Raw genomic sequence first — 24,415 nt, 5'->3', positions numbered from 1 at the left:
TGTTTGCTGTTTTATTATTTAACTTTTAAACACGAGCAATATTTGCTTTCTCATAACAGACTTGCAACGATTCTTCAATGATTGTTAATCCTTCTTCCAGTTGCTCATCTGTAATCACTAATGGCATTAGCACACGAATAACATTACCGTATGTTCCTGCTGATAGTAGAAGTAAGCCGCGTTTATTTGCTTCTGCGCATAAATTAGCTGTTAACGTTTTATCAGGTGCTTTCGTCTTACGATCTTGAACGAGCTCAAATGCACACATTGCTCCTAAACCGCGCACATCACCGATGCAATTATATTTATTTTTCATCTCTTCGAATCGGTTCATTACGACTTTTCCTAATTCTATCGCTCTATCATTTAAATTCTCTTTTTCTATTACATCAAGTACTGCTAATGCTGCCGCACATCCTAGCGGGCTTCCTGCATACGTTCCACCAAGTTCTCCTGGTGCAGACTCATTCATAATTTCTTTGCGCCCAATAACACCACTAATCGGTACACCAGCACCTAATGATTTAGATACCGTAATTAAATCCGGAACGACATCATAATGATCAATAGCGAAATATTTTCCTGTACGGCTAAATCCAGTTTGAATTTCATCCGCTACAAATAAGATGCCGTGTTCTGAACAAATATTGCGTACTTCTTGCACAAACTTCTTACTTGGGACGATAAATCCACCTTCCCCTTGAACAGGTTCCATTACAACGGCTGCAATCGTTTCTGGTGCTACTTCTGATACGAAGAAATTCTTAAACTCTTCAATCATAAAGTTATCGTACTGCTCTTCCGTTAATCCTTCTGGGCGGCGATATTCGTACGGGAATGGTGCTTTATAGACTTCAGGCGCAAATGGACCAAATCCAAACTTATATGGTTTTACTTTACTTGTCATCGTCATTGTCATTAATGTGCGTCCATGGAAACCTTTAGAAAATGCAATAATACCAGGTCTTTTTGTATATTTACGAGCGATTTTCACCGCATTCTCAACTGCTTCTGCACCACTATTTAAAAATAGTACTTGCTTATCAAAACTTCCCGGCGCTAATGCCGCAAGTTTTTCTGCTAATTCAATATATGGCTCATACATCATGACATTAAAGCCAGTATGAATGTATTGATCTACTTGTTTATGGAGCGCTTCTTTAACAGCTGGGTGACAATGTCCTACGTTAATTGTTCCTATCGCTCCAGCGAAATCAATGTACTGATTCCCATCAACATCAGTAACAAGAGCACCATTTGCAGATTGTACAAACGTTGGGATGCCGTTACTTACTCCTTTTGGTACTATATTTTGGCGGCGTTCTAGTAAAGACGCTGCTTTCGGTCCAGGAATTTGTTCATTTACTTTAGCAAATTTTTTTATATTCATTACGTACCCCATCCTTTTCTTTACATTGTTTTCTCTTTTCATTGCAAAATGTATGCCAATATTCTTTTCTAGTATTCATCTATTTCGCCATAAAAAATAAGTCTATAAAGACTCATTAAGAGTCTTTATAGACTTATTTTTCTTACACATTAGACTTTCCTTTTTCCCAAACAAACTCACCTGAATTAGAAATAAGGTCCCCAACAGACTGTACTACTAAATCAGCAAGTGGTTCTAATGTTTGACGATCTCCTGTACCAGATAGTACTCCAATTGCATAGCAATCACCGCCATTTTTCGCTAAATATAAATCAGTCGGTGTATCCCCAACGACCGCTACTTCACATGCCTCTAAATGAAACCTCTCACAAAAGGATTCTACAATTCTTTTATCTGGTTTTTGTGCTGGAAATGTATCTGAAGCTACAACATAATCAAAAAAAGACTCTAATTGATACTGTTTTAAAAATAATTCTGTCGGTGCAAAATCATCCGCCGTGACAACACCTAAAATAAATCCTCTATCCTTTAAACCTTGTAAAATTCTCGGTAAATCCGCCGTCATTTTCATGTAAGAACGATGCTCGTACATAAGGGCAAACAGTTTTTCACTTACCCATTCATGCATTTCCTCTTCTTTAGATGACGTAATATACTTACAAAGCCCCTTTGCCACATCAAGGCTCGTTCCTGCCGCTATTGCGCTACGTGGGTGAACAAATACCCCATCCACACCGATCTCTTTTAATAAAGTCGGCTGCATTGATTGTGGCAGTTGGTATAATTTTATACATTCAGCCACAAGTTCTTCAGCAACTTTTATCCAAATTGAATGAAAATCCATTAATGTCCCATCTTTATCAAATAGTATTGCTTTTACTTTCTCCATAACACCCCACCTCTCGTCTCTTATCTCCTCCAGTGTATCAATAAAGTATGGATATAAAATAAACGAATTGTAAAAATACCATGAAAATCAAACTAACTTCCAATTTACAATACAAATCGGATTGTTTGACTATTACGTAACAGAAGCGTAAAATTACTCTCATCTTATTGAAAATTAGCTAATTACTTAACCTCATTAACTATCATGATAGTTTCCTAATTCTTTTTTTAAGTAGGAGATGTTTATATATGGTTGAAGAAATATTTTATAAGAAAACATTAGAAAATCTGTTTTTAGATCCTGTTCAAATTACACTTTGGGATGGAAACACTGTACAGTACGGTGAAGGGAATCCTCAATTTCATATTACATTCCACAAACCTCTTGCCAAAAAAGAGATAATAAAAGATCCCTCCATCGCATTTGGTGAAGCTTATATGAATGGAGATATTGAAATAGAGGGTAACCTTGAAAAAGCGATTGAGTCTATTTATAAAAACAAAGACAGTTTTTTAGGTAATAGCAAATTACAATACTTTACAAGCAGATGGAATTTTTCAAAACGAAAAAATAAAGAAGATATCGCCCATCATTATGATATTGGGAACGATTTTTATAAATTATGGCTAGATGAAACAATGACATACTCTTGTGCATATTTCCAAAATGAAACCGATTCTTTAACAGCTGCTCAACATAATAAAGTAAATCATATTTTAAAAAAGTTAAACCTTCAAAAAGGAGATACTTTGCTAGACATTGGTTGCGGATGGGGTGAACTCATTACAGCTGCCGCAAAACAATATGGTGTGAAAGCAACGGGAGTCACATTAAGTGAAGAACAATATGCAAAAACTCTAGAAAGAATCGAAAAAGAAAATCTCACAGATTTAGTTGAAGTAAATTTACTCGATTATCGTGATATTCACGAGCGAAAGTTTGATAAAATTGTTAGTGTAGGTATGATTGAACATGTCGGGAAAGATCACATTACAGAGTACTTTGAAACGGTCAATGCATTACTCAATGATGGTGGTATTTCCGTTCTTCACTGCATTACTTCTCCTACAGATGGCGCTACTAATAGTTGGATTGAGAAATATATATTTCCTGGTGGATACGTCCCCGCCGTTAATGAATTAATTACTAACATAACTAATCAGCATTTCTTTATAGTTGATGTTGAAAGCTTGCGCAGACATTACGGTAAAACACTTCAACACTGGGCAGAAAACTTTGAAAATACACTAGATGAAATACGTAAAACAAAAGATGAGCGATTTATTCGTATGTGGCGCTTGTATTTAAATGCTTGTGCAGCTTCGTTTTATACTGGTAACATTGATTTACATCAATTTGTATTTACAAAAGGGATTAGTGATTCCATTCCTTGGACACGTTCATATATGTATAAATAAAAAAGGATGCCTTTACAGGGCATCCTCTTGATGTTCAGGAACAAATAATTCCAGACAATGATACATATTTTCGAATTCCATCGGTGCATCTCCACCATATTCACCATCTAAATTAATCATTAGTTTATCTGGTGAATGCACTTTAATTCGGTTCGCTTGTGTGTATAGTACTTTTGGATTGTTAATATGTTCACCACGCTGCGCTTGTGTTGCAGCTTTAATTAAGTCGGCAATCGAACCTTTTTTCAGCACTAATAAATCAAATAAGCCATCGTTAATCGATGCATATGGTGCTACCTTTTCAAAGCCGCCCACTGAACGAGTATTCGTAATTAAAAACATCGTAATTTCTTCTTGTAGTAATTTTCCATCATACTCAATTTCAACATATGTTGGATGGAGTGATGGTAGCATTTCGATACCTTTTAAATAATAAGCAAGTTGTCCTAATACAGTCTTTAGCTTACTTGGTACTTCATATGTTAATTCTGTAATACGACCGCCACCAGCGATGTTAATAAAATATGTATCGTTTGCTCTACCAAGGTCTAATGGCACAGTTTTTCCTTCACAAATAATATCCGCTGCCTCTTCAATAGAACGAGGTACACCGATTGCACGTGCAAAGTCATTTGTCGTTCCAACTGGAATAATTCCAAATTTCGGACGGAATTCATGACCAACTAGACCGTTTACGACTTCATTTAACGTACCGTCACCACCAGCCGCAATAACAACATCAAATTTACGCTCTACAGCTTGCCTCGCCGCCACAGTTGCGTCTCCAGGACCCGTTGTCGCATGACAAGATGCTTCATATCCAGCTTGTTCTAATTTTTGTAATACTTCCGGTAAGCTCTTCTTAAATAGCTCACGCCCAGAAGTAGGATTATAAATAATTCTTGCTCGCTTCATCATTTATTAGCACAGGAAATTTCTTTATGTATCGACAAAGAACATACCGAACTTCTATTCAGTATTCCCATGCCTACCTCCTCTCATCTTCCTATCCTTCTTTTATCTCGCTCAAACAGGCAGTAAGAACCCGATTCGTGTAGCCCATCAAAAGTAAATATTCATTTCAATGGTTTTGTTTTATTTGACAAAAAATTTATGTCCATCTATTTCTTCACAACAATTTACATATAACGAATAATAATTATCTATTATTTCATGAGATGAAAAAACCTCTATTTCTAGATTTATCATTATTCCCACCTTTTTGCAACTATCATACCATAGTTGCTATACAAACATTTTTCCACTTTTGACAGTTAATCAAACGTTTGTTTAAATAATTTTCTCTCATTTAAACAAACGTTTGATTAACCTAGAAAAACACCCATGTACGGGTGTTTTTCTGCTTAATCTTTAAAAGTTACTACTATTATCGCTTATTAATCTCTTCAAGTAAGATTTTGTTAACAAGCGGTGGATTTGCTTGTCCTTTTGTAGCTTTCATAATTTGACCAACTAAGAAGCCAATTGCACGGTCTTTACCGTTTTTAAAGTCTTCGATAGATTGCTCATTATTATCAAGAATTTCTGTTACAACTTTACGAAGTGTACCCTCGTCAGAAATTTGAACAAGGCCTTTCGCTTTAACGATTTCTTCTGGGTCTCCACCTTTTTCAATTAATTCGTTAAATACTTTCTTCGCAATTTTAGAAGAAATTGTACCTTTTTCAATTAATTGAACCATTTTAGATAAACCAGCAGGCGTTAATGCAACGTCTTTTAATTCTTTTTGTTGTTTGTTTAAGTACGCAAGCACTTCACCCATTAACCAGTTCGATGTTAATTTCGCATCAGCACCATCTGCAACAGTTGCTTCAAAGAAATCAGACATTTCTTTCGTTAATGTTAATACGTGTGCATCATAAGCCGGTAAGCCTAATTCTGCAACGTAGCGAGCTTTACGTGCATCTGGAAGTTCTGGAATAGAAGCACGAACTGCCTCTTTCCACTCATCGTCGATGTAAAGTTCAACTAAGTCCGGCTCTGGGAAGTAACGGTAATCATCAGATCCTTCTTTCACACGCATTAAGATTGTTTTCTTCGTTGCTTCATCATAACGACGTGTTTCTTGTTGGATGATACCACCAGATAATAATTCTTTTTCTTGGCGAGCTTGCTCAAACTCAAGACCTTTTTGTACGTAAGTGAAAGAGTTTAAGTTTTTCAGTTCCGCTTTTGTACCGAACTTCTCTTGTCCAACTGGACGAAGGGAAATGTTCGCATCACAACGCAAGGAACCTTCTTCCATCTTACAATCAGATACGCCAGTGTATTGAATGATTGATTTTAACTTCTCTAAGTATGCATATGCTTCTTCTGGCGTACGCATATCTGGCTCAGATACGATCTCAATCAAAGGCATACCTTGACGGTTGTAGTCTACTAATGAGCCGTCAGCTGTATGCGTTGATTTACCAGCATCTTCTTCTAAATGAAGACGTGTAATACCGATACGTTTCTTTTTACCGTCTACTTCAATTTCAATCCAACCATTTTCACCAATTGGCTTATCAAACTGAGAGATTTGGTAAGCTTTCGGATTATCTGGATAGAAATAGTTTTTACGGTCAAACTTCGTTTCTGTTGCGATTTCACAGTTTAATGCCATTGCAGCTTTCATTGCAAAGTTAACTGCTTCTTTATTTAAAGTAGGAAGTACTCCTGGGTATCCTAAGTCAATTACACTTGTTTGTGTATTTGGTTCCGCTCCGAATTCTGTTGGACTCGCAGAGAAAATTTTCGAATTTGTTTTTAACTCAACGTGAACCTCTAAACCAATAATTGTTTCTAAATTCATCTATGCTCGCCTCCTTACAGACTTGCTTTTTTTGTATGATGGTCTGTTGCTTGCTCAAACGCATGTGCAACGCGGTAAATTGTCGCTTCATCGAAGTGTTTACCAATGATTTGTAAACCAAGTGGCATGTTGTTAGCACCGAATCCACATGGAACAGAAATCGCTGGAACACCTGCTAAGTTTACTGGGATTGTTAAAATGTCATTTGCATACATTGTCATTGGATCATCAACTTTTTCGCCCACTTTAAATGCCGGAGTTGGCGTTGTTGGTCCAATAATAACATCGTAGTTAGCAAATACATTTTCAAAGTCGTTTTTAATTAATGTACGTACTTGTTGTGCTTTTTTGTAATATGCATCATAGTAACCAGAGCTAAGAGCAAATGTACCAAGCATAATACGACGTTTTACTTCATCACCGAAGCCTTCGCTACGTGTGTTTTTGTAAAGATCCATTAAGTTATTCACATTATCAGAACGAACACCATAACGTACGCCATCAAAGCGTGAAAGGTTAGCTGATGCTTCAGAAGAAGATAATAAGTAATACGTTGCTAGAGCGTATTTAGAGTGCGGAAGAGATACTTCCTCCCAAGTTGCGCCCATACCTTCTAATACTTTTAAAGCAGCTAGTACTGACTCACGAGCTTCTTCGCCAACACCTTCTCCTAAGTATTCTTTCGGTACAGCAATGCGTAAACCTTTAACGTCGCCTGTTAAACCAGCTAAGTAGTTTCCTACTTCAACGTTAGCAGAAGTTGCATCCATACGGTCAAGACCTGAAATAGCTTGTAATAAGTATGCATTGTCTTCTACTGTACGTGTAATCGGTCCGATTTGGTCAAGTGAAGATGCAAATGCTACTAATCCGTAACGAGATACACGTCCGTAAGTTGGTTTTAAACCTACAACGCCGCAATATGCAGCTGGTTGACGGATAGAACCACCCGTATCAGAACCTAGAGAGAATAATACTTCTCCTGCTGCTACAGCTGCTGCAGAACCACCACTAGATCCGCCTGGAACGTAATCTAAGTTCCACGGATTTTTCGTAGCGTAGAAACCTGAGTTTTCGTTTGAAGAGCCCATTGCGAACTCGTCCATATTTAATTTACCGATTGTAATTGTGTCAGCAGCTTTTAGCTTTTGCACAACTGTCGCATCATAAATTGGATCGAAGTTTGCTAACATTTTGCTTGCACAAGTCGTACGAAGACCGTTAGTTACAATGTTATCTTTAACACCGATTGGCATACCGAATAATAAGCCATTATCTTCAGCACCAATTTTCGCATCTAATTCTTTCGCTTTCGCGCGTGCGTTTTCTTCATCTAATGTAAGAAAAGCTTTTACGTTATCTTCAACATCCGCAATACGTTTGTAAGATTCTTCTACTAAATCCGTAACGGAAATTTCTTTGTTGTTTAATTTCTTATGTAACTCTGATACTGAATGATCAAATAATGACATCGAAATTCCCCTCCTCTATTCTAATACTGCTGGAACACGGATTTGATTATCTTTGTGATCCGGTGCATTTTTTAATACTTCTTCAACTGGTAAACCTTTTTCTGGTACATCTTCACGCATAACATTTTTCATAGTTAATACATGAGTTGTTGGTTTTACATCTGTTGTATCTAATTCATTTAACTGTTCTGCAAATGTAACAATTGCATCTAGTTGTTTTTGAAATTTTTCTGCTTCTTGATCAGTAATTGCAAGACGTGCTAAATGTGCTACGTGCTTTACATTCTCAACGGAAATTCTTGACACGGCTAGGCCACCTCCATAATATATCGTTCAATCTACAATACTATTGATGATACCAAATTTTCAGTACTTCAAGCAAGTCAACACACGGCACTTACAGCATTTTTACATAAAAAAAGAAAGGCAAACGCCTTTCTTTACGATTTACTCTTTATCTAACGGTTTATTTTTCGGAAATCTCTCGTTATCTTCTTCATTATCACGAATTGTTTTTTGTAATACAAAACAAGACATCGTTAAAAATAATGTTCCAATTAAATAGTATCCTTTTACACTAAGCGTTTCATCTAGCGTATAAATACCAATTAGCATACCTGAAAGCGCACAAACAAATGAAGTCCATGCTAAAAACGTGAACGCTTGCGTATTACGTCTTCTCATCGTTCTCCCCCTCGTTAGCAGTACATCCATTATAGATAAGTATATTTACCATGATGGATTTTTATGTAAATTCTAGTTTTATATTTATAAATCTATCATAAAAGAATACTATTTTAAAGAAAGTTTTCTGCCTAATCTGAAAAAACAATTAAAATCATTGACAATTATTTCTATTCTACATAAAATAAAAACAAATATTACGAACCTCGAAATATACGGGAGTGGAATTAATTGTTGCAATATGAACATTTTTTAGACTTACTGCTAGATAACGCCAAGAAACTTTTCTATCCTGAAGAATGGGTAAGCCTAGATTTAACACTTTCTAAAACAGAAGTATTTTGTTTACTTTGGATGGAACGAAATACAGATATTACAATGACGAAAATTGCTGATCTTCTTGATATACCGATGAGTACAACGACAGGTGTTGTAAATCGCCTTGTGAAAAAAGGATATATTGAAAGATACCGTGATGAAAACGACCGACGCATTGTATTAATTCGTTTAACAGAAAACGGTGTAATGCTCGTTCAAGAAGTAAAACAAAATGCAGCCCATTATTTTAACCTAGTGACCGAAGCATTATCGGAAGAAGAAAAAGCATTTTTACTACAAATCTTCCAAAAGATTATGAATCACATTGCTACGTCACAACAAAAAACAGAAGAAAAGGTTTCTACACCTAAAATGAAAAACATTCCGATTGAATAAAACCCTAGTTGGGTTTTTATTCAATTATTTATTTCGTCACTCGTAATATTCGATATTCGAAACAAAGGGGATATGAATGATGAGAATTATTTTGTATACAGGTAAAGGCGGCGTAGGAAAAACTAGCATTTCAGCGGCAACTGCACTTCAAAGCGCAAAACAAGGATTAAAAACTTTAGTAATGAGCACAGACCCAGCTCATAGTTTAGGAGATTCATTTGGTATAAAACTATCTTCTGAACCATTAGAAATTCGTGAAAACCTATGGGCACAAGAAATTAATACAATTTATGAAATGGAAAAGGGCTGGGGAAAGTTACAGAAATATATTACACTACTTTTCACTTCCAAAGCAGCTGATGATATTACAACCGAAGAGTTAACGATGTTTCCCGGTATGGAAGATTTAATTAGTTTACTTCGCGTACTCGATTATTATAAACAAAACACATATGACGTTATTATCATTGATTGTGCTCCAACAGGAGAAACATTAGCAATGCTCAGTTTTCCAGACATGCTCGGCTGGTGGATGGAAAAACTCTTCCCTATTAAAAGAAAAGTTTTAAAAGTTGTTCGCCCTGTAGCTCAACCACTTCTTGGTGTCCCCCTTCCAACCGATGATATTATGGACGAATTAACAAATACACTTGAACAACTTGGAGAAATGAGAGATATTTTATCAAACCGAGACGTAACAAGTATCCGCATCGTTGTAAATCCCGAAAAAATGGTCATTAAAGAGGCTCAGCGTAGCTTTACGTATTTAAATTTATACGATTATAACGTAGATGCGATTATGATTAACCGCGTCATCCCTAACACTGTCATCGATCCTTATTTTCAAGCTTGGAAAGATACTCAAAAGAAATATAAAACATTAATTCAAAATAGTTTTGATCCACTTCCTATTTACGAAGCTCCAATGTTTGAACAAGAAGTTGTTGGCTTACCTATGTTAGAACGCGTTGGAGATGCTTTATTTAAAGAAGATTATTGTCCTACTGAAGTAAAATTTAACGGTCGCACTCAATATGTAAAAAAAGATGGCGATGAGTATATTTTCGTTCTGTCCATTCCCTTCTCTAACAAAAGTGAACTTGCATTAAATCAAAAAGGTGACGAGCTTATCATTCGTGCTGGTTCTGTTAAACGAAACATCACATTACCCAAAACGTTAACACACCTTTCTATTCAAGGAGCAAAATTTGAAGATGATGTACTAAACATTCGTTTTGGAGGTGTCGTGCATGCATGAGGAATTAATAAGGAAGGTAATTCGTACAAAAATAAAAATGGGTATGCATATATTAGAAGAGTTACCTGCACCCATCCAGCAATCAGCTAAGCAAATACTAAATATTTTACAAGAGGAGCTAGCTGCTTATCCGAAAGAACAAGGGCATCATAAAAATAATTTAAAAAATATTATAATCGAATGAATATCTCTGGATAGAGGGCCTTTTTAGGCTTTCTATCTCTATATTGGAGCGATGTAAGTTGTTTAAAAAACATTCCACTATTATGCTTTGGATGATTCCCTTGTTATTTCTCATTCATAACCTTGAAGAATCTTTCCACATGCCACAATATCTTGCTAATCAATTTTCAATTACTTTTATAACAAGTCAACAATTTTTCATTGCGATTTCTGTATTAACTCTCTTTGTCTTACTTATCGTCTTTCTATATCAACTAAACTTTTTGCCTTCTATATACTGGATTATTTTTATACAAGGGGCAATTTTCTTCAACTCTGTTCAACATATTATTTTGTTTTTTATTTACCGCTCCTATAATCCAGGCGTAATATCAGCTGTTTTCATTGTTATCTTTTCTATTTTCTTTTTTGCATCCCAAAAACACTTAATTCAAAAAAAGCAATTCGTAATTACACTCGTGTTCAGCTTATTTTCTTACCCCATTATAATTTGGATTACCTTACTACTTGCTAACTGCTTTCAGTAATAAAAAAAGACCAGGAAAACTCCTGGTCCATTACTCTACTTAACAAACATTGGATTCTATGTTATACAGAATTGGAAGGTACAGAATTAGGGTTTGTTTTGTTTGTTAAGTAGATTATATGTTGAACGAACTAACAGCGGAGGGGTTCCTTCTGTTAGTCCATTAAACCCAATCATTATTTTACGATCTTTTCAAGCTCATCAAGTGAAAGATCTACTGAAATGGAACCATCATTTGTTTCTTTCTTAATTGCCTCTGTTACTTCTTTTGAATGATATAGTTCAATTACTTTTTTCAGTGTTGGATCATCTTTATCTTTCGTACGAGCTGCGAAAATATTAATATATGGCTTCGCATTTTCATTCTTTGGATCTTCTAAGAAAATTGGATCCTTCGCTGGATCTAATCCAGCTTGACCAGCAACACCGTTATTAATAACTGAAGCTGCAACATCTTTTAATACACGAGGTGTTTGCTGTGCGATAACCGGTGTAATTTTTAATTTCTTCGGATTTTCAGCAATGCCGCTTGGATCTCCAAATAAGCCAAAGTCTTTCTTAAGCTTTAATAACCCAGCTGCATCAAGAAGTTTTAATGCACGTGCTTGGTTCGTTGGATCATTGGGAATCGCAATTTCAGAACCATCTGGAATTTCATTTGCTTTCTTATGTTTTTCAGAGTATAAACCCATTGGTGCAATTTGCGTTGTACCAACAGCTGTAATATCTAATTTATGCTCCTTTTTAAATTGCTCTAAGAAAGCAATATGCTGGAATGAGTTTAATTCAATATCTCCATCAGCTAACGCTTTATTTGGTGTTGTGTAATCAGAGAACTCAACCAGTTTAACTTTAATCCCTTCTTTTTCAGCTTTTTCCTTTACAATTTCCCAAGCGTTTCCATCCGTTCCAGTTACACCAATGCGAACTGTTTTCTCTTTTGTTCCTGCATCTGAGCAACCGCTTAACGCTGAAACCCCTACAATCGCTGATAATGCAAATGCTAAAATTTTCTTCATTTTCTTTCCCCTCTTTCTTTTTATGATCTGCGTAAAAAGACTTTCGCAAAGTAGTTTCCTAAATTTTGAGCTAACTGTACGAGAATAATAAGTAAAACGACCGTTACGAACATAACTGATGTATCAAAACGTTGATAACCATATGTCATTGCTAAGTCACCAAGACCGCCACCACCGACAAGCCCAGCAACTGCAGAAAATTCAATTAAACCAACTGTCATAAATGTAACACCTAAAATTAATGGTGCTAACGCTTCTGGTACAAGGATTTCAAAAACAATTCTAATTGGTGAAGCACCCATCGCTTGAGCTGCTTCGATTACCCCTTTCGGAACAGAAACAAGATTTGTTTCAACCATTCTAGCAATACCGATTGATGCAACTAACGTCATTGGGAAAATTGCTGCCGCCGTTCCAATTGTCGTTCCGATAACACTTCTTGTTAGCGGGCTTAAAGCTACTAAGAAGATGATGAATGGAATTGGACGAATTGTATTAATGATAATATTAAGAATAGAAAAGACCCATTTATTTTCTAAAAAGTTTCCTTTTCTCGTTACATATAGAAGTAAACCTAGAGGTATACCAAGAATTGTAGCAAATATAAGGGTTACAATTACCATTAAGAGAGTATCCCCCGTTGCATCTAGTATGCGCGGCCAAAATATACTCCAATCAACTCGCATGAGCTTCTACCTCCTTCAGCTGCACTTGCAGTCTTAGATGTTGTAATGCTTTTTGAATTTCCCTCTGTTCACCTTGCAATTCTACAAGAAGATTTCCAAATAGCACATTTTGAAGTTCAATAATATTTCCGTACAGTACATTTACATCGACATTATAGTTTTTTGCGATATATGATAGTACTGGCTGTCCTGTCTCCTCGCCAGTAAATGTTAGACGATAAATCTGACCACCATTTTGAATTTTTGCTAAAACACTTTCCGGTAAATGATCATTAATAACAGAACGTACAAAGTTTTGAGTCGTCTTTGTTTTTGGTTGTGTGAAAACATCAAACAGTTTTCCTTCTTCAATAACTTTTCCTTTCTCCATTACAGCTACACGGTGACAAATTTCTTTCACAACATGCATTTCATGTGTAATAAGAAGAATTGTTAAGTTGTATTCTCGATTTACTTTCTTTAATAAGTTCAAAATTTCTGTCGTTGTTTCTGGATCTAAAGCTGATGTTGCTTCGTCACATATAAGAATATCTGGTGATGTTGCGAGCGCTCTAGCAATACCAACACGCTGCTTTTGTCCACCTGATAGCTGCTCTGGGTAATTGTTTGCTTTATCTTCTAACCCTACAAACTTCAGCAATTCATTTACTCTTTCTTTTATCTCATTCTTTGGTACTTTCGCTAACTTTAATGGATAAGCAATATTCCCAAATACTGTTCTTGAATTAAATAAATTAAAACTTTGAAAAATCATCCCGATTCTTTGTCTTAGCTTCCGTAATTCTTTCGTCGATAATGATGTAATCTCTTTATCATCTATTGAAATCGTTCCTGCCGTTGGTCTCTCTAACATGTTTACTAGGCGTAATAACGTACTCTTTCCAGCGCCACTAAAACCGATAATGCCAAAAATTTCGCCTTTCTCAACTGATAATGTTACATCCTCCACCGCATGAACAGATTGCCCACCTGTTTCATATACTTTACTTACATTGTTAAAAGAAATCATTTTTTCCCCTCCTATATGCTGTGAAAACTTGAAGCAGAGCTCTCGAGGTAAAATAAAAAGTGCTCTCCTTCTTATCAACCATAAAGATAAGAAGGAGAGCACTTATATGTACTCGTTCACATCTTCTCATCTTCCAAGCCTTTCATAGGCTTGCTGGAGTTAGCACGGTATTAAAAAAACCCGTTGCTGAGGTATCGTAGGGCCAGTCCCTCCACCTCTCTGGATAAGAATGTATCGATTTAATTGTCGTTTAATTAATTCTCATTATAGAACTCAGAATAATAAGAGTCAATACATTTTTTAGAAAAATATTAATTATTTCTTTATTAAAATTTTCAGATGAAAAATTCAAGAAAAAATAGTAATCTTTAAAGTTATGTAAAATTCTCCTCTTGCATATTTTTTAAAAGGATAATCTTCTCTACTAATTGAATACCATTATTTGAATATGAAATCGGAGGAAGATAAATATATGAAAACAGCTCTTTTACTCATTGATATTCAAAATGATTATTTTCCACACGGCAAAATGGAATTACGTAATCCAGTCGAAGCAAGCGCATATGCCCGTCGGCTACTACAGCTCTTTAGAAAGAAAAACGAACCTATTTTTCATATCCAACATGTAGCAATAAAAGAGGACGCTACTTTTTTCCTCCCCAATACAGAAGGTGTACATATTCATGAAAGTGTACGCCCACTTAGAGAAGAAACGGTTATACTCAAGCATTATCCAAATAGTTTTCGCGAAACTGATCTTCTAAAGCAATTACAACGTTTAGCTATTGAACACGTTGTCATATGCGGGATGATGACTCATATGTGTATTGATGCTACCGTAAGGGCTGCCTTTGATTTCGGCTTGCAATGTACTGTTATACATGATGCTTGTGCTACAAAAGACCTTTCTTTTAAGAATGCTACTATACCAGCCGTTTATATTCATAACACAATTTTAGCTAGTTTAAATGGTGTCTATGCAAATGTAATGAGTACAGAGGAGTTTTTAGCTACAAAAAAACACTCTCTTCAGTGAGCAAAACCGAAAAGAGTGTTTCTTGTCAAACCATAGATTTTCTTTCAAATTGTATTATACAGGAAATCCTTAAAATGAATACAAAAAAATGTGACTAATAAGTCAACTTTTCTCATTGTTTTGTTTCTATTTACATGTTTATCTTGATATGAATAGGGTTTAGCTAGTTCCACTTACCAAATAGTAATATATGGTAAGTGTTTTTTATTCAAATTAACTAGTTTCTCCTACTATTTATCTGTTTGTTTTTGTTTCTTTTTCAAATACTCCGCACGCAATTTTTCAATTTGCTGCTTTTTATCAAATTTGACAGGCGTCTGTTTTTCATGAAACTTTGCGACAGCTACCTGGCCTTTGTAATCCAATTGATATTTTCCCACTTTGTTCACCTACTTTTCTTATCTTTAAAGAGAATCTATTCAGCAAATATAAATATACCTCATTTTGCTGAAGTAAACCTTATTACTTTATTAGTTTTTCTACTGATTACTATGTTAATCCACATATAAAAATTTTTTCAAAAAAAAGAGATCTTCGCAGACTGCGAAGATCTCTTCTACTATTTCTTATAAAGTTTCAGAAGTAGTTTTTGCTTGCATGTGAAGCGCTAAGTAGTCAGGACCACCAGCTTTAGAGTCTGTACCAGACATGTTAAAGCCACCGAATGGTTGGTATCCTACGATTGCACCAGTACATCCACGGTTGAAGTATAAGTTACCTACGTGGAAGTCTTCACGTGCTTTTTCAATATGATCACGGTTGTTAGAGATAACTGCTCCTGTTAAACCGTATTCTGTATTGTTTGCAATTGCAAGTGCATGGTCAAAGTCTTTTGCTTTACAGAATGCTACTACTGGTCCGAAGATTTCTTCTTTCATTAAGCGAGCATCTTCTGCAACGTCAGCAACGATTGTTGGTTGGATGAACCAGCCTTTAGAATCGTCTCCTTCGCCACCTGCTAAAATTCTACCTTCTTCTTTACCAATTGCAACATAGCTCATTACTTTATCAAATGCAGCTTGGTCATTAACAGGACCCATGTTTGTACCTAATACAGCTGGGTTAGCAACTGTTAATTCTTTCGTTAATTCAACAGCACGATTTAATACGTGATCGTATACATCTTCGTGGATTACTGCACGAGAACATGCAGAACATTTTTGTCCTGAGAATCCGAATGCTGATGCAACGATAGATTTAGCTGCTAATTCAAGATCTGCTTCTTTATCAACAACGATTGTATCTTTACCGCCCATTTCAGCGATAACGCGTTTTAACCAAATTTGGCCTGGGTTTACTTTCGCTGCGCGCTCATAAATACGGATACCTACATCACGAGATCCAGTGAAGCTAATGAAACGTGTACGAGGGTGATCTACTAAGTAGTCACCAACTTCAGAACCATTACCTGGTACGAAGTTTACTACACCAGCTGGTAAGCCAGCTTCTTCTAATACTTCCATGAATTTCGCTGCTACTACAGGAGTTGTACTAGCTGGTTTTAGTAATACTGTGTTACCAGAAACTAAAGCAGCTGTTGTCATACCTGCCATAATTGCGAATGGGAAATTCCAAGGAGAAATGATAACACCTACTCCTAATGGAATGTAAGAGAAACGATTATATTCAATTGGACGGCTTTCTACTGGAATTCCGTCTTTTAATTTCAACATTTGACGACCATAATATTCCATAAAGTCGATTGCTTCTGCTGTATCAGCATCTGCCTCATTCCATGGTTTACCTGCTTCTTTTACAAGAATAGCAGAGAATTCATGTTTTCTACGACGAACGATCGCTGCAGCACGGAATAAAATGTCTGCACGCATTTCTGGCTTTGATTTTCTCCAAGTTTGGAATGTTTCATCCGCTACTTGCATTGCTTTTTCAGCTAACTCACGGCTTGCTTTTGAAACACGACCAACAAGTTCCTCTTTATTTGCAGGGTTTACAGAAACAATTTTGTCTTCTGTAGTGATTTTTTCTCCCCCAATAATTAATGGATAGTCTTGCCCAAGATAAGATTCTACTTTCTTTAAACCTTCTTCAAACGCTAATTTGTTAGCCTCCACTGAAAAATCTGTAAATGGCTCATGTTTGTATGCTACTACCATTATTTTTAGCCTCCCCTTAGAAAAACGTTTACATTTTACAACATTATTCTACACGATAATTTAGATTTATTCAAATATTCCTAGACTTATATTTTAAAAATTAATTAATTTTTAAAATATAATAAAAAAACAGAGTTATACAAATGTATAACTCTACAAAATATGAGTATATTCCAAAATGTTTTTGCTAATCAATAAAATGGTTACTAACAAAAATAAAGTCCTTACATATCCAACACCTTTTTGAACTGCAAACTTCGATCCAAAATAAGCGCCAAAAATCATCGATAACCCCATAATAATACCGTATTCAAAATGAATTACGTCTAAAAATAAAAAAGTGATTAACGATACGATATTACTAACAAAGTTCAAAAGTTTTCCAGATGCTGCCGCTTGAATAAAATCCAAACCAATTAATAAAAATGCAAAAATTAAAAAGGATCCCGTCCCTGGTCCAAAAAAACCATCGTAAAACCCTATCATTAAAATAACAAAGAAAAATATTAATGTTTTTCTTTTCGTCATCTTCTTATAGGTAGACACACTTCCCCAATCCTTTTTCGCAATAATATAAATAGCAATAAATACCAACATTACAAGCACTAACGGACGTAAAATATCTGGAGGAATAAACTTTACTACTAAAGCACCTGCTACTGCTCCTATAACAGTTAACGGGATTAACTTTCCTACAATTTTAAAATCGACCTTTCCCGATCGAATAAAGTAAATCGCACTCGTAAACGTCCCCATCGTTGCAGCTAATTTATTGGTTGCAATTGCCGAAGCTGGCGGTAAACCAACAAACATAAGTGCCGGAAGCGAAATTAACCCTCCACCGCCAACAACTGAATCAATAAAAGCTGCTAAAAAACCGAATGCAATTAATAAAATAATGACTTGAAAACTTAATTCATCCATGCCCTTTACCCCTTACCCCATTATTTATAACATTTTAAATTATAACAAAATTACCCAAGAAAAAAAGCCGTTCCATAAAGGAACGGCCCTTCTACTTAATCTAAAATTTTCACATACGGTTCATCTTGCTTCGCTTCACGTATAATAATCGCTTCTGGACGCTCTACAGATTTAATCGTTACTTGTACTTTCATATAATTCGGGAAGTATTCCATAACAAGCCCGGCTACATATTGTGTAAAGCCAATTATTTCTGCTTTCCCATTAAACTGGACAGGAATATCAAGCTTTATTTCTCTTAATTCATCGTCTCTATACATACCAGTACCGATAACAGCTGTATAGTCACCTTGGAAATAATCGCTTAATTTTGCCTTGAAGTTTGATACTCTAGCCAAGTCTTCACGTTTATTATCTGTTTTCGCTTGTTCAGATGGGAACAAATAATATTTCTCATTAATTTGTTTCCAATCCTCAACCGTTTCACTACCTTTTTCGACATTCGCATAAGAAACAAAGTTACCTGGTACGAGCGAAGACTTTGGAGCCTGACGATAAATCGCAAATGTTATCGGAAGGTTTTTTGTCTCAGGATCTTGTTGATGCATAACTTTCAAGATTTCTGGCACCATTTTTTTCCCTTCAGCTAACATCTTTTCATTCGAAATTGCAGCCTCACGCGGATACCCATGCTCTTCCTCATAATAATGAACCGAATTCATCGCTAATCCAACTACAATGCCACTACGCTCATCTTTTTTGTCTTTGTTCACATAATAATCATGTTCTAAAATATTGGAAATATATATTGGATTTTTTTTATTTTTCGCCTCTAATGATTCGGATCCTGCACCTAATGCGGGATTTAACCCTATGTTCGGGAATTTAACCGCATCTTTTTTTAATGTATCTTCTAGTTCCTTTTGTTCTGCATCTGTACGTTTTCTTTTAACAAGCATCTGTATATACTGAGTAGTTAGGGACTTTCCGCCTTTTAAAACATTATCTTTCGTACTAAATGATTCTTTCGCAATACGCATTAATCCTGTTTCAAATTCATCTATATCAAGGCGATTACTTACTCCTTGCACAACTAAGCCACGTGCGTTTCCTCCCTCAAATGGAATAGTCGTCTTATAATATTCATCCGAAATAGAGTAATTCGGGACGATTGCTTGCTCTTTTGCTTTCCCCGATTTCTCAACCACTTTTTCATCTTTGTCGGCACCTGCACTACACCCACTTACAAGTAGGCCAAGGCTTAATACCGCTAATGCTATTTTTTTCATGGTAAGTTTGCACCTCTTACTTATTTAGCTCTTGTAAGAACCTCTCTTCATTCCAAACCTCGACATTATGTTTCTCCGCTTGTGCTAATTTCGAACCTGCCGCTTCACCTGCAACAACTAAATCCGTACTTTTACTAACACTTCCTGTTACTTTTCCACCTAATGCCTCAATCTTCTTCTTCGCTTCACTACGTCCCATAACTTCTAATTTCCCTGTTAAAACGACAGTTTTTCCTGCGAAGTACGACTCAACGTTTTGTAAATCAGCAATTTTCATGCCTTTATATGTCATGTTCACGCCGTATTCTTTAAATTGTTGTAATAACTCTAATACGTCTTCATTATCAAAATACGCCACGACGGATTGAGCCATTTTTTCACCAATCTCGTTAATTGCTTTTAGTTCTTCTTCTGTCGCTTTCACAAGTGCATCCATCGTTTCAAAATGCTCAGCAAATGTACGTGCTGCTTTCGCTCCGACATGGCGAATACCAAGACCGAATAATAATCGCTCTAATGAGTTTTCTTTAGAATTCTCAATTGCTTGTACTAAATTCGTTGCTGATTTTTCTCCGAATCGTTCTAGCTGTAATAATTGCTCTTTCGTCAACGAATATAAATCAGCAAATGTACGAATATAATCTGCCTCAAAGAGTTGTGTAATGACACGTTCTCCAAGTCCATCAATATTCATTGCATTTCTTGAAACGAAATGGATTAACCCTTCTCGAATTTGAGCAGGACAAGTTGGATTTATACAACGAAGTGCTACCTCTTCTTCTAAACGAACTAGTTCACTCTCACATGCTGGACAATGCGTTGGCATATGATATTCTTCTTCCTCACCAGTACGCTTATCGAAAAGAACATTCACAACTTCAGGAATAATATCTCCAGCCTTCTTCACAACAACGTAGTCACCAATTCGAATATCTTTTTCACGAATTAAATCTTCGTTATGTAAAGAAGCACGACGAACGATCGTACCAGCCACTCGCACTGGCTCTAGCTCTGCAGTCGGTGTTACAACCCCTGTACGACCAACACTTAATTCAATGCCTGTTAATCTTGTTACAACTTCTTCAGCTGGGAATTTATAAGCAATTGCCCATCTTGGACTCTTTGCTGTAGTGCCTAGACTTTCTTGAAGAGCGACATCATCTACTTTTATAACGATCCCATCAATCTCATAATCAAGATGCGGACGTTTTTCTTGCCATTCTTCTACATAAGCTATAACTTCTTCAATTGTTTCACATGTGCGTCGATTTGGATTTGTTTTGAATCCAAGTTCACCTAAGAAATCAAGCGATTCACTATGTGATAGGATTGTTTTTTCTTCTACATTCGCAAGACCGTATACAAACATAGATAAGTTACGCTTCGCTGCAATTTTCGGATCAAGTTGGCGGATTGAACCTGCTGCCGCATTACGCGGATTCGCAAATACATCTTCACCATTTTGCTCTTTTTCTTCATTTAACTTAACGAATGAACGCTTCGGCATATAAGCTTCGCCTCGTGCCTCTAACGTTACTTCTTCATTTAAACGAAGCGGGATTGCTTTAATCGTTTTTAAATTTTGGGTAATATCTTCACCTGTTACACCATCACCACGTGTTGCCCCTTGAATGAAGCGTCCTTTTTCATAATGAAGTGAAACAGCAAGTCCGTCAATTTTTAATTCGCATATATATCTTACATTCGCATCATCAATTCCTTGACGTACTCGTCGGTCAAAATCACGTAAATCCCCTTCGTTAAATGCATTTCCTAAACTTAACATCGGTGACTTATGTGTTACTTTTTCAAATATATCAAGAACCGTTCCCCCAACGCGAACGGAGGGAGAATCTTCACTCATAAACTCTGGATTCTCTGCTTCTAATTTTATAAGCTCCTGCATATTACGGTCATACTCCGCATCAGAAACAGAAGGATTGTCTAATACGTGATATTGATAGTTAAATGTATTTAACAAATCACGTAATTCTTCTATACGTTTTTTTGCTATCTCTTTTGACATATCCTCATTCCTTTCCTATTGTTTCGTCACAGGTGCAAATTTTGCTAACAAACGTTTAACACCAATTGGGCTTGGGAACGCAATATCTAATTCTTTTGCATCTCCTTCACCTTTTACACTTACAACTGTACCGACTCCCCATTTTTGGTGGGAAGCTTTATCGCCTACTGCCCAGCCAATTTGTTCGCCGCCTGTCGTCTTAGCTGCAGGACGCGCGAAAGCTGAGCGAGAACGTGTTGTAGTTGTCGTTTTACTGCTACTTGCCGTTCTTCCTTTTGCACCAAATGAAGTTTCACGCTTCGGCGCTGTTTCATTTAATGATTCCACTAGTTCTGTCGGGATTTCTGTAATAAATCGAGATGCGGCATTCATACTTGTTCTACCAAATAAAGTACGCATTTGTGCATTAGATAAATACAACTCTTCTTCTGCACGAGTAATACCTACATAAGCAAGACGACGCTCTTCTTGCATTTCATCTTCTTCCATTAGAGAACGAGTATGCGGGAATATTCCTTCCTCTAGACCAACAATAAAGACAACTGGGAATTCTAATCCTTTCGCTGAGTGCATCGTCATTAAAATAACTTCCTCACCAGCAGTTGGGTCTTCATCTACACGATCAATATCTGCAACAAGTGCTAAGTCTGTTAAGAATGCAACAAGACTCTTATCTTCACTTTGAGATTCAAATGTTTGCGTAACAGATAAAAACTCATCTAAGTTCTCTAGACGACCTTCTGCTTCTAACGTACGCTCATTTTTCAACATATCGCGATAGCCTGTTTTCTCAATAACTTCTTCTACCAATTCTGTAACAGATAAATACTCTTGCATATTTACCCAGTTGTGTAATAAACCTGCGAATTCCTTTACTGCCTTTGTAACCTTTGCACTTACTCCAACATGCTCAATCTCATCGAATACAGCAGTTAAAGAAATTCCATTTTGTACACCATAATTAATAATTTTGTCGATAGAAGTCGCACCAATTCCGCGTTTTGGTACGTTAATAATACGCGCAAAACTAATCTCATCATCTGGATTCCCAATTAAACGTAAATACGCCAAAATGTCTTTAATCTCTTTACGGTCGTAGAACTTCGTACCGCCGACAATTTTGTAAGGAATATTAGATTTCAGGAAAATCTCCTCGACCATACGAGACTGCGCATTTGTACGATATAACACTGCAAAATCAGTATATTTTCGTTTTCCCATTTGAATATCGTCGCGAATTTTTTTCGCAACAAAGTATGCTTCGTCCTTTTCGGTTGCAGCACGATAATACGAAATTTTGTTTCCAACTTCATTATCTGTCCATAATTTCTTCGGTTTACGATTCGTATTTCTTTCAATAACCGCATTCGCTGCATTTAAAATATTTTGTGACGAACGATAATTTTGTTCTAACAGGATAACTTGCGCATTCTCATAGTCTTTTTCGAATGACAAAATGTTGGAAATGTCCGCACCACGCCAGCGATAAATTGACTGATCTGAGTCACCTACAACACATAAATTTTTAAAACGTGCTGCTAAATGTTTAACAAGAAGGTACTGCGCTTTGTTCGTATCTTGATACTCATCCACGTGAATATACTGGAATTTGCGCTGATAAAACTCTAGTACTTCTGGAACACGTTCAAATAGTTGAATCGTCGTCATAATTAAATCATCAAAGTCTAGTGAGTTATTTTTCAAAAGACGTTTTTGATATTCTGTATATACATCGCTCGTTAATTTTTCATATGGATCAGCAATTGTAATTTTCTTTGCATATTTATCCGCAGATAACAATTCATTTTTCGCATTACTAATACCAGCTAAAATAGAGCGCGGTTCAAATTTCTTCGGATCAATATTGCGCTCTTTCATAATTTTTTTGACTACAGTTAACTGATCACCTGAATCTAAAATTGTAAAATTACGATTAATACCAATGCGATCGATATCACGTCGTAAAATACGTACACACATAGAGTGGAACGTAGAAATCCAAATATCTTCAGCTTCTGGTCCGACAAGTGTATCAATACGCTCGCGCATTTCACGAGCGGCTTTATTTGTAAAGGTAATAGCTAGTACATTCCATGGCGCTACTCCTTTTTCACCGAGTAAATACGCAATACGATGTGTTAACACACGCGTTTTACCACTACCTGCGCCTGCCATTAATAGAAGTGGTCCGTTCGTTGTTTGTACTGCTTTTTGTTGCTGCGGATTTAAACCATTTAATAATCTATCTGTCATACTCATATACGCCTGCACCTACTCTCCTTTTACTGCTTTAACCGTTTTTAACGCTGCTTTTATATCATCATAAATAATATTTCCGACAACTACTGTATCAGCATGCTGCGCCATTTCCTTCGCCTGTTCAGCATTAGAAATACCGCCGCCATAATATAACTTAGCTTGTTTCAATTGTGCTTTCACATTTTTAACAAGTTCAACATCTCCATACGTACCGCTATATTCTAAATAAAATATCGGTAAACGTAATAGCTTGTCTGCTAAACGCGCGTATGCAATTACATCATCTTCTGTTACATCACACTTTGCATCTGTAAGCTGGGCTACTTTCGCTTCAGGATTTAAAACACAATATCCTTCCATAAAAATTTCGTCCCAATCCATAATATCCCCAAATTCTTTCAAAGCCTCATGATGAACGCCTGTTACCCATTCCACCTTTCGGCTATTTAAAACGCTTGGGATATAATAAAAATCGAATCCTGGTGTAATTGCTTCCACATTAGAAACCTCTAACACACAAGGAACTGCATATCTACGAATGCTAACTAGCATGTGTAGTACATTATCAATTGTCACCCCATCACTTCCGCCTACAATAACAGCATCTGTTCCAGACTCACAAATCATTTCTAAATGTTCGTCACTTAATTCCTTATTCGGATCAAGCTTAAATACATGTTTCCATCCGGAAATATCGTACATGA

General features: G+C 36.2%; 23 protein-coding genes and 1 riboswitch. Of the genes, 6 read left to right on the top strand and 17 right to left on the bottom strand.

Annotated features, from left to right (window positions below; all coding sequences use genetic code 11):
• Positions 1 to 25: 25 nt before the first annotated feature.
• Positions 26 to 1,390, bottom strand: a complete 1,365-nt coding sequence (gabT, locus tag EGX95_RS28220; RefSeq protein ID WP_001022108.1) for a 4-aminobutyrate--2-oxoglutarate transaminase — start codon at positions 1,388 to 1,390, stop codon at positions 26 to 28.
• A 142-nt stretch (positions 1,391 to 1,532) separates the two neighbouring features.
• Entirely contained in the window at positions 1,533 to 2,279 is a 747-nt protein-coding gene (locus tag EGX95_RS28215) for an HAD family hydrolase (RefSeq protein WP_000416634.1), read from the bottom strand.
• Positions 2,280 to 2,527: 248 nt separating this feature from the next.
• Here EGX95_RS28215 and EGX95_RS28210 point away from each other — a divergent pair, with 248 nt between their 5' ends.
• Positions 2,528 to 3,697, top strand: a complete 1,170-nt coding sequence (locus tag EGX95_RS28210) for an SAM-dependent methyltransferase (RefSeq protein WP_000229021.1) — start codon at positions 2,528 to 2,530, stop codon at positions 3,695 to 3,697.
• 12 nt (positions 3,698 to 3,709) lie between these two features.
• Here the strand turns inward: EGX95_RS28210 and EGX95_RS28205 are convergent, their stop codons facing one another.
• From EGX95_RS28205 to EGX95_RS28185, 5 genes are all read right to left on the bottom strand, one after another.
• Positions 3,710 to 4,615 carry a diacylglycerol kinase gene (locus EGX95_RS28205; protein WP_000977677.1) on the bottom strand — a complete coding sequence of 302 codons (906 nt, stop codon included), beginning with the start codon at positions 4,613 to 4,615 and terminating at the stop codon, positions 3,710 to 3,712.
• 469 nt (positions 4,616 to 5,084) lie between these two features.
• On the bottom strand, positions 5,085 to 6,512 hold the full coding sequence (gatB, locus tag EGX95_RS28200) for an Asp-tRNA(Asn)/Glu-tRNA(Gln) amidotransferase subunit GatB (protein WP_001047674.1): 1,428 nt from the start codon (positions 6,510 to 6,512) through the stop codon (positions 5,085 to 5,087).
• A 14-nt stretch (positions 6,513 to 6,526) separates the two neighbouring features.
• Entirely contained in the window at positions 6,527 to 7,984 is a 1,458-nt protein-coding gene (gene gatA / locus EGX95_RS28195) for an Asp-tRNA(Asn)/Glu-tRNA(Gln) amidotransferase subunit GatA (protein ID WP_000051445.1), read from the bottom strand.
• A 15-nt stretch (positions 7,985 to 7,999) separates the two neighbouring features.
• Positions 8,000 to 8,290: an Asp-tRNA(Asn)/Glu-tRNA(Gln) amidotransferase subunit GatC gene (gene gatC, locus EGX95_RS28190; RefSeq protein ID WP_000086999.1), complete on the bottom strand. Its 291-nt coding sequence runs from the start codon at positions 8,288 to 8,290 to the stop codon at positions 8,000 to 8,002.
• Between the two features lie 141 nt (positions 8,291 to 8,431).
• Positions 8,432 to 8,668 (bottom strand): YiaA/YiaB family inner membrane protein, encoded by a 237-nt coding sequence (locus tag EGX95_RS28185; RefSeq protein WP_001254393.1) that lies wholly within the window; start codon positions 8,666 to 8,668, stop codon positions 8,432 to 8,434.
• Between the two features lie 231 nt (positions 8,669 to 8,899).
• On the opposite strand from EGX95_RS28185, the gene EGX95_RS28180 reads away from it, so the two are divergent.
• From EGX95_RS28180 to EGX95_RS28165, 4 genes are all read left to right on the top strand, one after another.
• Positions 8,900 to 9,382 (top strand): MarR family winged helix-turn-helix transcriptional regulator, encoded by a 483-nt coding sequence (locus EGX95_RS28180; protein WP_000942477.1) that lies wholly within the window; start codon positions 8,900 to 8,902, stop codon positions 9,380 to 9,382.
• Positions 9,383 to 9,458: 76 nt separating this feature from the next.
• The gene (locus EGX95_RS28175) at positions 9,459 to 10,640 is read left to right on the top strand and encodes an ArsA family ATPase (RefSeq protein WP_002026876.1); all 1,182 of its coding nucleotides are present in this window, start codon (positions 9,459 to 9,461) and stop codon (positions 10,638 to 10,640) included.
• Entirely contained in the window at positions 10,633 to 10,824 is a 192-nt protein-coding gene (locus EGX95_RS28170) for a DUF3926 domain-containing protein (protein ID WP_000544085.1), read from the top strand. Before EGX95_RS28175 ends, EGX95_RS28170 begins: the two co-directional genes overlap by 8 nt.
• Before the next feature lie 58 nt (positions 10,825 to 10,882).
• Positions 10,883 to 11,350, top strand: a complete 468-nt coding sequence (locus tag EGX95_RS28165; RefSeq protein WP_000473147.1) for an HXXEE domain-containing protein — start codon at positions 10,883 to 10,885, stop codon at positions 11,348 to 11,350.
• 175 nt (positions 11,351 to 11,525) lie between these two features.
• On the opposite strand, the gene EGX95_RS28160 is transcribed toward EGX95_RS28165, so the two are convergent.
• From EGX95_RS28160 to EGX95_RS28150, 3 genes are read right to left on the bottom strand one after another with little or no spacing between them, the layout of a single operon-like run.
• Positions 11,526 to 12,368, bottom strand: coding sequence for a MetQ/NlpA family ABC transporter substrate-binding protein (locus tag EGX95_RS28160; protein ID WP_000721591.1), 843 nt, complete (start codon positions 12,366 to 12,368; stop codon positions 11,526 to 11,528).
• Positions 12,369 to 12,388: 20 nt separating this feature from the next.
• A complete protein-coding gene (locus tag EGX95_RS28155) occupies positions 12,389 to 13,054 on the bottom strand; it encodes a methionine ABC transporter permease (protein WP_001261859.1) in 666 nt (221 codons plus the stop codon).
• Complete coding sequence (locus tag EGX95_RS28150) at positions 13,044 to 14,063, bottom strand: methionine ABC transporter ATP-binding protein (protein WP_000622992.1); 1,020 nt, start codon at positions 14,061 to 14,063, stop codon at positions 13,044 to 13,046. The genes EGX95_RS28155 and EGX95_RS28150 overlap by 11 nt, the downstream gene beginning before the upstream one ends.
• Positions 14,064 to 14,186: 123 nt before the next feature.
• Positions 14,187 to 14,293: riboswitch (SAM riboswitch) on the bottom strand.
• A gap of 242 nt (positions 14,294 to 14,535) precedes the next feature.
• Between EGX95_RS28150 and EGX95_RS28145 the strand changes: the two genes are divergently transcribed.
• A complete protein-coding gene (locus EGX95_RS28145) occupies positions 14,536 to 15,099 on the top strand; it encodes a cysteine hydrolase family protein (protein WP_000844890.1) in 564 nt (187 codons plus the stop codon).
• A gap of 230 nt (positions 15,100 to 15,329) precedes the next feature.
• On the opposite strand, the gene EGX95_RS30575 is transcribed toward EGX95_RS28145, so the two are convergent.
• The 7 genes from EGX95_RS30575 to EGX95_RS28115 all read right to left on the bottom strand — a co-directional run bounded on the left by EGX95_RS30575 (position 15,330) and on the right by EGX95_RS28115 (position 24,413).
• Entirely contained in the window at positions 15,330 to 15,479 is a 150-nt protein-coding gene (locus tag EGX95_RS30575; RefSeq protein ID WP_000521648.1) for a hypothetical protein, read from the bottom strand.
• Between the two features lie 186 nt (positions 15,480 to 15,665).
• Positions 15,666 to 17,213, bottom strand: a complete 1,548-nt coding sequence (gene pruA, locus EGX95_RS28140; RefSeq protein ID WP_000259550.1) for an L-glutamate gamma-semialdehyde dehydrogenase — start codon at positions 17,211 to 17,213, stop codon at positions 15,666 to 15,668.
• A 153-nt stretch (positions 17,214 to 17,366) separates the two neighbouring features.
• Positions 17,367 to 18,137: a TSUP family transporter gene (locus tag EGX95_RS28135; protein WP_000343965.1), complete on the bottom strand. Its 771-nt coding sequence runs from the start codon at positions 18,135 to 18,137 to the stop codon at positions 17,367 to 17,369.
• 95 nt (positions 18,138 to 18,232) lie between these two features.
• On the bottom strand, positions 18,233 to 19,426 hold the full coding sequence (locus EGX95_RS28130; protein ID WP_000717041.1) for a CamS family sex pheromone protein: 1,194 nt from the start codon (positions 19,424 to 19,426) through the stop codon (positions 18,233 to 18,235).
• 16 nt (positions 19,427 to 19,442) lie between these two features.
• A complete protein-coding gene (ligA, locus tag EGX95_RS28125) occupies positions 19,443 to 21,452 on the bottom strand; it encodes an NAD-dependent DNA ligase LigA (RefSeq protein WP_000031441.1) in 2,010 nt (669 codons plus the stop codon).
• Between the two features lie 15 nt (positions 21,453 to 21,467).
• Positions 21,468 to 23,711: a DNA helicase PcrA gene (gene pcrA, locus EGX95_RS28120; protein ID WP_002026868.1), complete on the bottom strand. Its 2,244-nt coding sequence runs from the start codon at positions 23,709 to 23,711 to the stop codon at positions 21,468 to 21,470.
• Between the two features lie 12 nt (positions 23,712 to 23,723).
• Positions 23,724 to 24,413: a heptaprenylglyceryl phosphate synthase gene (locus EGX95_RS28115; RefSeq protein ID WP_000272108.1), complete on the bottom strand. Its 690-nt coding sequence runs from the start codon at positions 24,411 to 24,413 to the stop codon at positions 23,724 to 23,726.
• Positions 24,414 to 24,415: the final 2 nt, after the last annotated feature.

Origin of the sequence: Bacillus sp. FDAARGOS_527 (assembly GCF_003812125.1) — a bacterium.
GTDB classification, from domain to species: domain Bacteria; phylum Bacillota; class Bacilli; order Bacillales; family Bacillaceae_G; genus Bacillus_A; species Bacillus_A paranthracis.
This window is presented reverse-complemented; position numbering and strand designations above follow the sequence as displayed.